The organism is Streptomyces sp. NPDC052012, assembly GCF_040689265.1.
GTDB lineage: Bacteria > Actinomycetota > Actinomycetes > Streptomycetales > Streptomycetaceae > Streptomyces.
This window is the reverse complement of the sequence record NZ_JBFAXA010000009.1, coordinates 66,426-78,498: the sequence shown is the minus strand read 5'-3', so window position 1 is coordinate 78,498 and position 12,073 is coordinate 66,426. Positions and strand designations below refer to the sequence as shown.

General features: G+C 70.7%; 8 protein-coding genes. 6 read left to right on the top strand and 2 right to left on the bottom strand.

What is annotated here, in order from left to right:
* Window positions 1–10: 10 nt before the first annotated feature.
* Window positions 11–796: a protein phosphatase 2C domain-containing protein gene (locus AB0412_RS17645; RefSeq protein ID WP_366403469.1), complete on the top strand. Its 786-nt coding sequence runs from the start codon at window positions 11–13 to the stop codon at window positions 794–796.
* A 218-nt stretch (window positions 797–1,014) separates the two neighbouring features.
* On the opposite strand, the gene AB0412_RS17640 is transcribed toward AB0412_RS17645, so the two are convergent.
* The gene (locus tag AB0412_RS17640) at window positions 1,015–1,509 is read right to left on the bottom strand and encodes a MarR family transcriptional regulator (protein WP_366403468.1); all 495 of its coding nucleotides are present in this window, start codon (window positions 1,507–1,509) and stop codon (window positions 1,015–1,017) included.
* 236 nt (window positions 1,510–1,745) lie between these two features.
* Here AB0412_RS17640 and AB0412_RS17635 point away from each other — a divergent pair, with 236 nt between their 5' ends.
* Window positions 1,746–2,573, top strand: a complete 828-nt coding sequence (locus AB0412_RS17635) for a lysozyme (protein ID WP_366403467.1) — start codon at window positions 1,746–1,748, stop codon at window positions 2,571–2,573.
* Between the two features lie 111 nt (window positions 2,574–2,684).
* Here AB0412_RS17635 and lon read toward each other — a convergent pair whose 3' ends face one another.
* The gene (gene lon, locus AB0412_RS17630) at window positions 2,685–5,099 is read right to left on the bottom strand and encodes an endopeptidase La (protein WP_366403466.1); all 2,415 of its coding nucleotides are present in this window, start codon (window positions 5,097–5,099) and stop codon (window positions 2,685–2,687) included.
* A 128-nt stretch (window positions 5,100–5,227) separates the two neighbouring features.
* Between lon and AB0412_RS17625 the strand changes: the two genes are divergently transcribed.
* The 4 genes from AB0412_RS17625 to AB0412_RS17610 all read left to right on the top strand — a co-directional run bounded on the left by AB0412_RS17625 (window position 5,228) and on the right by AB0412_RS17610 (window position 12,021).
* Window positions 5,228–5,941, top strand: a complete 714-nt coding sequence (locus AB0412_RS17625) for a spermidine synthase (protein ID WP_366403465.1) — start codon at window positions 5,228–5,230, stop codon at window positions 5,939–5,941.
* 123 nt (window positions 5,942–6,064) lie between these two features.
* Window positions 6,065–6,805, top strand: a complete 741-nt coding sequence (locus AB0412_RS17620) for a response regulator transcription factor (RefSeq protein ID WP_366403464.1) — start codon at window positions 6,065–6,067, stop codon at window positions 6,803–6,805.
* The gene (locus AB0412_RS17615) at window positions 6,802–7,914 is read left to right on the top strand and encodes a HAMP domain-containing sensor histidine kinase (protein WP_366403463.1); all 1,113 of its coding nucleotides are present in this window, start codon (window positions 6,802–6,804) and stop codon (window positions 7,912–7,914) included. The genes AB0412_RS17620 and AB0412_RS17615 overlap by 4 nt, the downstream gene beginning before the upstream one ends.
* A 291-nt stretch (window positions 7,915–8,205) precedes the next feature.
* Window positions 8,206–12,021: a multifunctional oxoglutarate decarboxylase/oxoglutarate dehydrogenase thiamine pyrophosphate-binding subunit/dihydrolipoyllysine-residue succinyltransferase subunit gene (locus tag AB0412_RS17610; protein WP_366403462.1), complete on the top strand. Its 3,816-nt coding sequence runs from the start codon at window positions 8,206–8,208 to the stop codon at window positions 12,019–12,021.
* The last annotated feature ends 52 nt before the right edge of the window (window positions 12,022–12,073 follow it).

Genomic DNA, 12,073 nt, shown 5'->3' with positions numbered 1-12,073 from the left:
GACTGGCCGGATGCGTACGGAGCTTGTTTCGGAACCGGGCGATCCGGATCGCCCCAACGAGGACTTCGCGAGTGTCGGACTTCCGGCCTCCGGACAGGGCGGTTCGCTCGTCGTGCTGGACGGCGTGACGCCGCCCAGGGACGGGACGGGCTGTCTGCATTCCGTCCCCTGGTTCACCGCGCGCTTGGGCGGGGCACTGACCGAACTGACCGTTTCGCTCCCGGATGTTCCGCTGGCCGATCTGCTCTCCCGCGCCATCGCCCGGACCGCCGAGGCGCACGCCGACAGCTGTGACCTTTCTCACCCCCGGACGCCTCAGGCAACGGTCGTGCTGGCCCGCTGGTCACCGGCCGCGGTGGACTACCTGGTCCTGTCCGACTCGGCCCTGCTGGTCGAGTCACCGACCGGCGCGGTCACGGCGCTGCTGGACGACCGGCTGGCCCTGCTGCCCCGCTCGGCGCTGGCCACCGACGCCCTGGTGGACGCCACGGTCCGCAACAAGGAGGGCGGCTTCTTCACGGCCGCCGCGGATCCTTCGGTGGCGGCGCGTGCGGTCACCGGCTCACTGCCGCGCGAGGAGGTCCGCGCCCTGCTCGCCCTGACGGACGGCGCGGCCCGCTGGGTGGAGCGCTTCACCGAGGGCGACTGGCCCGACTGCCTGACCCTCGTCCGCAAGGAGGGCCCACAGGCCCTGGTGGACCGCGTACGGGAACGGGAACGGGCGGACACGGACCGACTCCTCCTGGGCCGCAGCAAACGCCACGACGACGCGACGGCGGTCTACGTGGAGCTGTGAACACCGGAGCCAGCAGCCCACCCAGGACCGCACGGGTGATCTACGTGGAGCTGTGAACGCCGGAGACAGCAGCCCACCCAGGACCGCACGGGTGATCTACGTGGAGCTGTGAACGCCGGAGACAGCAGCCCACCCAGGGGCGCGGGGAACTGCGCGACCAGCCCCCCCCACCACCCGCACCCGCACAACCACCTCACCCACCCCCGAGCCCCACCGCCCTACTTCTCCATGCTCCGGTTCAGCTCGCGCAGCAACCTCGCCAGCTCCACCACCTCGCCCGGATCCCAGTCCGCCAGCCGCCCGGCATACCGCGCCCGCCGCGCCTCACGAACGCGGCGCACCCGCTCCTGCCCCTCCTGGGTGAGCGCGACCAGCCACGCACGCCCGTCGGCCGGATCCGGCTCCCGCGCGACCAGCCCCAGCTCCTCCAGCGCCCGCAGCTGACGCGACATCGTCGCCTTGCCCACCCCGATGTACGCGGCCAGTTCCGTGGCCCGCTGCCGCCCGCATTCATCCAAGCGGACGAGCAGCCCGTACGCGGACGACTCCAGGTCCGGGTGGACCTCCCGGGCCATCTCCCCCTGGTTGGCCCGGGCGCGCCGCAGCAGGACCGTCAACTCCCGTTCCAGCGCCAGGAACCCGGGCTGGTCCGTACCGTTCCCGGGCGCCGGGGATGCGGCACGCTCTCCGCCGCCGTTTCCGTCTTCCTGCACGTCAGCCCCTGCCTCGGTTTTCCCGGTCCTGAAAGTTTCCGCCAAGTGGCGACGTCGCCGCTGCTCCGTAAGTATTTCGCAGGCGTAGACCAACGGCAGCTTCCGGACCCTCTATCCACGTCACGGTCTACGTGCGTAGCTTTCTCTACCAGGCGCATACGTGGCATGCCCACTACATGCGATGTGGTTCACATGCGCGACATGCCTGGTTCCCCCACGACCTTTGGAGGCACGTCATGCCCGAACGCAGATCCGGTCTCACCGGGTTACGCGCGTTCACGGCCGTCGTCGCGGCCCTGCTCGCCGTCCTCTCCCTCCCCCACACGGCCGGCGCCGCCGAGTCACCGCCCGCCGTCCCGCCCCGCGGCTCCGCCCACATGGGCATGGGCGTCGTGGCCCACGACGGCCGCGGCGGCCTGCCCGCCGAGCGCGCCGCCCAGACCGAAGGCGTGGACGTCTCCAGCCACCAGGGCAACGTGGCCTGGCCGACCCTGTGGAACAGCGGCGTCCGCTGGGCCTACGCCAAGGCCTCGGAGGGCACCTACTACACCAACCCCTACTTCTCCCAGCAGTACGGCGGTTCGTACGACGTCGGCATGATCCGCGGCGCGTACCACTTCGCCACCCCCGACACCTCCAGCGGCGCCACCCAGGCGAACTACTTCGTCGACCACGGCGGCGGCTGGTCCGCCGACGGCCGCACCCTGCCCGGCGCGCTCGACATCGAGTGGAACCCGTACGGCGACGCCTGCTACGGCAAGTCGCCGAGCGCGATGGTGACCTGGATCCGCGACTTCCTGAACCAGTACCGGGCGCGCACCGGCCGCGACGCCGTGCTCTACACGGCGACGAGCTGGTGGAAGCAGTGCACCGGCAACTACGCCGGCTTCGCCGCCGCCACCCCGCTGTGGATCGCCCGGTACGCCTCCAGCGTGGGCGAACTGCCCGCGGGCTGGGGCTACTACACGATGTGGCAGTACACCTCGACCGGCCCCACGGTCGGGGACCACGACCGCTTCAACGGCACCCTCGACCAGCTGCGCAGACTGGCCCTGGGCAGCTGAGCACGGCAGCCACGACAGCCACAGCCACAGCCACAGCCACAGCAGGACAGCACGGTGAAGGCCCGGGTCTCCCTCACGGGACCCGGGCCTTCCCTCGTCCGGCCGCCCCCGTCACGCGGCGACCGGAACCTCCGGCGCCGCGCCGTCGGTGGCCGGCGACAGCGCCAGCTGAAGGACCTGGCGGACGTCGGTGACGGTGTGGACGTCGAGCTTGTCCAGCACCTCCGCCGGCACGTCGTCCAGGTCGGGCTCGTTGCGCTTGGGGATGATCACCGTGGTGACGCCCGCCCGGTGCGCGGCGAGCAGCTTCTGCTTCACCCCGCCGATCGGCAGCACCCGCCCGGTCAGCGAGACCTCGCCGGTCATCGCGACGTCGGTGCGGACCAGCCGGCCGGACAGCAGCGACGCCAGCGCGGTGGTCATCGTGATGCCGGCGCTGGGGCCGTCCTTGGGGACCGCGCCCGCCGGGAAGTGGATGTGCACGCCCCGGTCCTTCAGATCGCCCACCGGCAGCTCCAGCTCGGCGCCGTGGCTGCGCAGGAAGCTCAGCGCGATCTGCGCGGACTCCTTCATCACGTCACCCAGCTGCCCGGTCAGCGTCAGCCCCGCCGCGCCCGTCTCCGGGTCGGCCAGCGACGCCTCCACGTAGAGCACGTCACCGCCGGCGCCGGTCACCGCGAGCCCGGTGGCGACACCCGGGACGGAGGTACGGCGCTCGGCCGGGTCCTGGGCGGACTCGGGCACGTGGTGCGGCCGACCGATCAGCGCGCGCAGGTCGCCCTCGGTGACCGTGAACGGCAGCTCCCGCTCGCCCAGTTCGTGCTGGGCCGCCACCTTGCGCAGCAGCCGCGCGATGGACCGCTCCAGGTTGCGCACACCCGCCTCGCGCGTGTACTCCCCGGCGAGCTTGCGCAGCGCGCCCTCCTCCAGGGTGACCTCGTCCTTGCCGAGCCCGGCGCGCTCCAGCTGCCGCGGGAGCAGGTGGTCGCGGCCGATGACGACCTTCTCGTCCTCGGTGTAGCCGTCCAGGCGGACGATCTCCATCCGGTCTGCCAGCGCCTCCGGGATGGCCTCCAGGACGTTGGCGGTGGCGAGGAAGACCACGTCCGAGAGGTCCAGCTCGACCTCCAGGTAGTGGTCCCGGAAGGTGTGGTTCTGCGCCGGGTCGAGCACCTCCAGGAGGGCGGCGGCGGGGTCGCCCCGGAAGTCGGAGCCCACCTTGTCGATCTCGTCCAGCAGGACGACCGGGTTCATCGAGCCGGCCTCCTTGACGGCCCGCACGATCCGGCCGGGCAGCGCCCCGACGTACGTACGCCGGTGACCGCGGATCTCGGCCTCGTCACGCACACCGCCGAGGGCGACGCGGACGAACTTGCGGCCCATCGCGTGCGCCACGGACTCGCCGAGCGAGGTCTTGCCGACGCCGGGCGGCCCGACCAGGGCGAGCACCGCGCCGCCGCGCCGCCCGCCGACGACGCCGAGCCCGCGCTCGCCGCGCCGCTTGCGCACCGCCAGGTACTCGATGATCCGCTCCTTGACGTCCTGGAGGCCCGCGTGCTCGGCGTCCAGCACGTCCTGTGCGCCCCGGATGTCGTACGCGTCCTCGGTCCGCTCGTTCCACGGCATCTCCAGGACCGTGTCGAGCCAGGTGCGGATCCACGAGCCCTCGGGCGACTGGTCGGAGGACCGCTCCAGCTTGTCGACCTCCTTGAGGGCGGCCTCGCGGACCTTCTCCGGCAGGTCGGCGGCCTCGACGCGGGCGCGGTAGTCGTCGGACTCCTCCCCGTCCTTCTCGCCGTTGAGCTCGCGCAGTTCCTTGCGCACCGCCTCCAGCTGGCGGCGCAGCAGGAACTCGCGCTGCTGCTTGTCGACGCCCTCCTGGACGTCCTTGGCGATCGACTCGGCGACGTCCTGCTCGGCGAGGTGGTCGCGCAGTTGCTGGGTGGCCAGCTTCAGCCGGGCCACCGGGTCGGTGGTCTCGAGCAGCGCCACCTTCTGCTCGGTGGTCAGGAACGGCGAGTAGCCGGAGTTGTCGGCGAGCGCGGAGACGTCGTCGATGGCCTGGACGCGGTCGACGACCTGCCAGGCGCCGCGCTTGCGCAGCCAGGCGGTGGCGAGGGCCTTGTACTCCTTGACCAGTTCGGTCACCTGTCCGGGCAGCGGCTCGGGCACGGACTCGTCGATCCGGGTGCCCTCCACCCACAGCGCCGCCCCCGGCCCGGTCGTCCCCGCGCCGATCCGCACCCGGCCCCGGCCGCGGATCAGGGCGCCCGGGTCGCCGTCGGCCAGCCTGCCGACCTGCTCGACCGTGCCCAGGACGCCGGTGCCGGCGTATGTCCCGTCGACGCGTGGGACCAGCAGGACCCGTGGCTTTCCCGGCTCGTTCCTCGCGGCGGCCTGCGCGGCCTCCACCGCGGCGCGCACCTCGGAGTCGCTCAGGTCCAGCGGGACCACCATCCCGGGCAGCACGACCTCGTCGTCGAGCGGCAGCACAGGCAGGGCGAGCGGTGTGGACTCAGCAGCCATGATCTCCCCTTCGGCAGTCAAGTTGAGCTATGCCGACTCAATGCTCGTGAGCCATCGAATGTTCCCCAAGCACTGTTCGCTCTGAGCGATCACTCCACGGAGGGCAGGGGAGCTGCCAAGATGAACGGATGTCCACCCCGTACGACATTCCCGATGCACCCGAAGTCCTGGACCGCCGAGAGGGTCCGTACGGCGAGGTCGTGCTGCGCAGGCACGGCGGTCTGCTGCAGATCATCGCGAACGGCTGCTTCCTGATGGACACCTCCGACGGCCGCTCCGAACGACGGCTCGTCGACGCCGCGCTGTCCGCGCTCGACGCCGCCGACGCCCGCACGGGAGCAGCCGCACGCCCCGGCCCGCACGTCCTGATCGGCGGGCTCGGCGTCGGCTTCTCGCTCGCACACGCCGCCGCGGACCCCCGCTGGGGACGGATCACCGTGGTGGAGCGCGAACCGGCCGTCATCGACTGGCACCGCACCGGCCCGCTGGCCGCACTCTCCGCGGACGCCCTCGCCGACCCGCGCACCGAGATCGTCGAAGCCGACCTCGTCCGTTACGTCAATGAGACTTCCGACACGTTCGACGCGCTCTGTCTCGACATCGACAACGGGCCCGACTGGACCGTCACCGAGGACAACGACGGGCTCTACTCACCGGCCGGACTGGCAGGCTGCGCAAGGGTGTTGAGGCCGCGCGGGGTGCTCGCGGTATGGTCCGCGAAACCGTCCGCGGATTTTGAAGAAACCTTGCGGAATGCCGGGTTCCAACAGGTGCGTACCGAAGAGATCCCCGTTGCCCGGGGCGTTCCGGACGTCGTGCATCTCGGCGTCCGCCCTGGATAGCTAACGCGTGGCGACTCCCCGTACGCTGCTGCCCTGACGCGGATCATTCAAGCGTCAAGCGCAGTCCTGCGCAGATCACGGATCACCCCACGGATTCCGGAAAGCACACTTCAGGGGCGGGCGATGGAGCAGACACACACCTCCCACAACGGCACGGCGGCGACCACTCCCGGCGCCCAGCGGCGGATCCTGGTGGTCGAGGACGACGCGACGATCGTGGACGCCATCGCGACCCGCCTCCGCGCCGAGGGGTTCCTGGTGCAGACGGCGGGCGACGGCCCGTCCGCGGTGGACACGGCGGAGGCCTGGCAGCCCGACCTGCTGATCCTCGACATCATGCTGCCGGGCTTCGACGGCCTGGAGGTCTGCCGGCGCGTGCAGGCCCAGCGGCCGGTGCCGGTGCTGATGCTCACCGCGCGTGACGACGAGACCGACATGCTGGTCGGTCTGGGCGTCGGCGCCGACGACTACATGACCAAGCCGTTCTCCATGCGCGAGCTGGCCGCACGCGTGCACGTGCTGCTGCGCCGCATGGAGCGCGCCGCCCTCGCCGCCACGACGCCGCGCAGCGGCATCCTGCGCCTGGGCGAACTGGAGATCGACCACGCCCAGCGCCGGGTCCGCGTACGCAGCGAGGACGTCCACCTGACGCCCACCGAGTTCGACCTCCTGGTGTGCCTGGCGAACACCCCCCGCGCGGTGCTCTCCCGCGAGCAGCTGCTGGCCGAGGTCTGGGACTGGGCGGACGCCTCCGGCACCCGCACGGTCGACAGCCACATCAAGGCGCTGCGCCGCAAGATCGGCGCCGAGCGCATCCGCACGGTGCACGGCGTGGGCTACGCCCTGGAGACGCCGACGCCATGAGCGACGGGCCGGCCGTGCGAAGAGGCCCCGGGGCGCCCCGGCCCTGGGCCGGTGTACGCCCGTTCTCGATCAAGACGAAGCTGACCGCGCTGGTCGTCGTCTCGGTACTGATCACCACCGGTCTGTCCATGATCGCGGTGCACACCAAGACCGAGCTGCGCTTCATCATGGTCTTCTCGATGATCGCCACGCTGCTCATCACGCAGTTCGTGGCGCACTCGCTCACCGCGCCGCTGGACGACATGAACGCGGTGGCCCGCTCGATCTCGCAGGGCGACTACACCCGCCGGGTGCGCGAGAACCGCAAGGACGAGCTGGGCGACCTGGCTCAGACGATCAACGTCATGGCCGACGAGCTGGAGGCCCAGGACAACCAGCGCAAGGAGCTGGTGGCCAACGTCTCGCACGAGCTGCGCACGCCGATCGCGGGCCTGCGCGCGGTGCTGGAGAACATCGTCGACGGCGTCACCGAGGCAGACCCCGAGACCATGCGCACGGCCCTGAAGCAGACCGAGCGGCTGGGCCGGCTCGTGGAGACCCTGCTCGACCTGTCCCGCCTGGACAACGGCGTCGTCCCGCTCAAGCAGCGGCGCTTCGAGGTGTGGCCGTATCTGTCGGGCGTGCTGAAGGAGGCCAACATGGTCGCCTCCGTCCGCGCGGGCATCGCCACCGGCTCGGGCAGTCACACGCGGACGGACGTCCATCTGCACCTCGACGTCTCGCCGCCGGAGCTCACCGCGCACGCCGACCCCGAGCGCATCCACCAGGTGGTCGCCAACCTCATCGACAACGCGGTCAAGCACAGCCCGCCGCACGGCCGGGTGACGGTCAAGGCACGGCGCGGCCCGCAGCCGGAGTCGCTGGAGCTGGAGGTCCTGGACGAGGGGCCCGGCATCCCGCGCGCCGAGTGGCACCGCGTCTTCGAGCGCTTCAACCGCGGAAGCGTCAACCGGCCGCACGGTCCGGGCAGCGACGGCGGCACCGGTCTGGGCCTGGCGATCGCCCGCTGGGCGGTCGATCTGCACGGCGGCCGGATCGGCGTGGCCGAATCCGAGCGAGGTTGCCGGATTCTTGTCACTCTTCCGGGCAGCCCTTCCGTGCAAAGTTGACGTAAAGTTCGAACCGGAGCCACAAGATCCATCGGCGTCCGCGCTGACGGACACGTGTGATCAGGCACAGGCCCGCGCGACCTGCGCGCCGGGCCGGGGCCGACGCATCCCTGACACGGCCCGAAGAAGCGAAACCTCGCTTGTTTCCCGCCATTTCCAGCGCCGAAACGCACTCCGAGATGTGACTTACGCGACGATGAACGGGCCCGGCCTGACCTTCTCGCTCCGGGGGGCGTAGCCTTTATTTCCGCTGTCCATCACCTTGTGAAGCGGAAGAGGGCGGTTGCCGCCGTGTCGCCACAGTCCCCCAGTAACTCGAGCATCTCGACCGACACCGACCAAGCGGGCAAGAACCCCGCCGCGGCGTTCGGTGCCAACGAGTGGCTCGTCGACGAGATCTATCAGCAGTACCTCCAGGACCCGAACTCGGTGGACCGAGCCTGGTGGGACTTCTTCGCCGACTACAAGCCAGGGGCGCCCAACGCCTCGGCTCCGGCGGGTACCGCGGCCACGGGGGCCGCGGGCACCACCCCCACCGCTCAGCCGGCCGCTCCGGCCCAGCCCACCGCCGCCCCGGCGCCCGCACAGCCCGCGCCCGCGCCGAAGCAGCCCGCCGCGCAGGCCCAGCCCGCCGCCCAGGCCCCGGCTCAGGCGCCCGCCCCGGCGAAGGCCGCGGCCCCCGCCGCCAAGCCGGCCGCCGCCGCCAAGCCCAAGGCCGAGCCCGACGGCGAGGCCAAGGCCGGTCCCGAGAAGGTGACCCTGCGCGGCCCGTCCGCCGCGGTGGCGAAGAACATGGACGCCTCGCTGGAGCTGCCCACGGCCACGTCCGTGCGCGCCGTCCCGGTGAAGCTGCTGTTCGACAACCGCATCGTCATCAACAACCACCTCAAGCGGGCCCGCGGCGGGAAGATCTCCTTCACGCACATCATCGGCTACGCCATGGTCCAGGCGATCAAGGCGATGCCGTCGATGAACTGGTCCTACGCGAAGGTGGACGGCAAGCCCACCCTGGTCAAGCCGGACCACGTCAACCTCGGCCTCGCCATCGACCTGGTCAAGCCCAACGGCGACCGCCAGCTGGTCGTCGCGGCGATCAAGAAGGCCGAGACGCTGAACTTCTTCGAGTTCTGGCAGGCCTACGAGGACATCGTCCGTCGCGCCCGCGACAACAAGCTGACGATGGACGACTTCACCGGCGTCACGGTCTCCCTGACCAACCCCGGCGGCCTCGGCACCGTCCACTCCGTGCCGCGTCTGATGCCCGGCCAGTCGGTGATCATGGGCGTCGGCTCCATGGACTACCCGGCGGAGTTCCAGGGCACCAGCCAGGACACCCTCAACAAGCTCGGCATCTCGAAGGTCATGACGCTCACGTCGACCTACGACCACCGGGTGATCCAGGGCGCCGCCTCCGGCGAGTTCCTGCGCGCCGTCGCCAACCTCCTCCTCGGCGAGAACGGCTTCTACGACGACATCTTCGAGGCGCTGCGCATCCCCTACGAGCCGGTCCGCTGGCTCAAGGACATCGACGCGTCCCACGACGACGACGTCACCAAGGCCGCCCGCGTCTTCGAGCTGATCCACTCCTACCGGGTCCGCGGCCACGTCATGGCCGACACCGACCCGCTGGAGTACCGCCAGCGCAAGCACCCCGACCTCGACATCGTCGAGCACGGGCTGACGCTGTGGGACCTGGAGCGCGAGTTCGCCGTCGGCGGCTTCGCCGGCAAGTCGATGATGAAGCTGCGCGACATCCTCGGCGTGCTGCGCGACTCGTACTGCCGCACCACCGGCATCGAGTTCATGCACATCCAGGACCCCAAGCAGCGCAAGTGGATCCAGGACCGCGTCGAGCGCCCGCACTCCAAGCCGGAGCGCGAGGAGCAGCTGCGCATCCTGCGCCGGCTGAACGCGGCCGAGGCGTTCGAGACGTTCCTGCAGACGAAGTACGTCGGCCAGAAGCGCTTCTCCCTGGAGGGCGGCGAGTCCGTCATCCCGCTCCTCGACGCAGTGCTGGACTCGGCCGCGGAATCGCGTCTCGACGAGGTCGTCATCGGCATGGCCCACCGCGGCCGGCTGAACGTGCTGGCCAACATCGTCGGCAAGTCGTACGCGCAGATCTTCCGCGAGTTCGAGGGCAACCTCGACCCGAAGTCGATGCACGGCTCCGGCGACGTGAAGTACCACCTGGGCGCCGAGGGCACCTTCACCGGCCTGGACGGCGAGCAGATCAAGGTCTCGCTGGTCGCCAACCCCTCGCACCTGGAGGCGGTGGACCCGGTCCTGGAGGGCGTCGCGCGCGCCAAGCAGGACATCATCGGCAAGGGCGGCACGGACTTCACCGTCCTGCCGGTGGCGATCCACGGCGACGCGGCCTTCGCGGGCCAGGGCGTGGTGGCCGAGACCCTGAACATGTCGCAGCTGCGCGGCTACCGCACCGGCGGCACGGTCCACATCGTCATCAACAACCAGGTCGGCTTCACCGCCGCCCCGGAGTCGTCCCGCTCGTCGATGTACGCGACGGACGTGGCGAGGATGATCGAGGCCCCGATCTTCCACGTGAACGGCGACGACCCCGAGGCCGTCGTCCGCGTCGCCCGGCTGGCCTTCGAGTTCCGCCAGGCGTTCAACAAGGACGTCGTGATCGACCTCATCTGCTACCGCCGCCGCGGTCACAACGAGTCGGACAACCCGGCGTTCACCCAGCCGCTGATGTACGACCTGATCGACAAGAAGCGCTCGGTGCGCAAGCTGTACACCGAGTCCCTGATCGGTCGCGGCGACATCACCCTGGAAGAGGCCGAGCAGGCGCTGCAGGACTACCAGGGCCAGCTGGAGAAGGTCTTCACCGAGGTCCGCGAGGCCACCTCGCAGCCGGCCTCCGTGGAGCCGTCCGACCCGCAGGCCGAGTTCCCGGTCGCCGTGAACACCGCGGTGACCACCGAGGTCGTCAAGCGGATCGCCGAGTCCCAGGTCAACATCCCCGACCACATCACCGTCCACCCGCGTCTGCTGCCGCAGCTGCAGCGCCGGGCGGCCATGGTCGAGGACGGCACCATCGACTGGGGCATGGGCGAGACCCTCGCCTTCGGCTCCCTCCTCCTGGAGGGCGTCCCGGTCCGCCTGGCGGGCCAGGACTCCCAGCGCGGCACCTTCGGCCAGCGCCACGCGGTCATCATCGACCGCACCACCGGCGAGGAGTACACGCCGCTGCAGTACCTCTCCGAGGACCAGGCGCGGCTCAACGTCTACAACTCCCTGCTGTCCGAGTACGCGGCGATGGGCTTCGAGTACGGCTACTCGCTGGCCCGCCCCGACGCGCTCGTGCTGTGGGAGGCGCAGTTCGGCGACTTCGTCAACGGCGCGCAGACGGTCGTGGACGAGTTCATCTCGTCGGCCGAGCAGAAGTGGGCCCAGACCTCCGGCGTGGTCCTGCTGCTGCCGCACGGCTACGAGGGCCAGGGCCCCGACCACTCCTCGGCCCGCCCGGAGCGGTTCCTGCAGCTCTGCGCCCAGAACAACATGACGGTCGCGATGCCGACGTCGCCGTCGAACTACTTCCACCTCCTGCGGTGGCAGGTGCACAACCCGCACCACAAGCCGCTGGTCGTCTTCACCCCGAAGTCGATGCTGCGTCTGAAGGCCGCCGCGTCGAAGGCGGAGGAGTTCACGACCGGGCAGTTCCAGCCGGTCATCGGCGACAGCTCGGTCGACCCGGCCGCGGTGAAGAAGGTCGTCTTCTGCGCCGGCAAGGTCTACTACGACCTGGAGGCCGAGCGGAAGAAGCGCGGCGCGACGGACACGGCGATCATCCGCATCGAGCGCCTGTACCCGCTGCCGGGTGCCGAGCTCCAGGCGGAGATCAAGAAGTACCCGAACGCCGAGAAGTACCTGTGGGCCCAGGAGGAGCCGGCGAACCAGGGTGCCTGGCCGTTCATCGCGCTCAACCTGATCGACCACCTGGACCTGGCGGTCGGCGCCGACCTCCCGCACGACGAGCGTCTGCGCCGCATCTCGCGCCCGCACAGCTCGTCCCCGGCGGTCGGCTCCGCCAAGCGCCACCAGGCCGAGCAGGAGCAGCTGGTCCGCGAGGTCTTCGACGCCTAGCCGTCGCCCCCCACGGGTCCCGCGTTTTCCGGGCCGCACCCCCTTCCCCGGG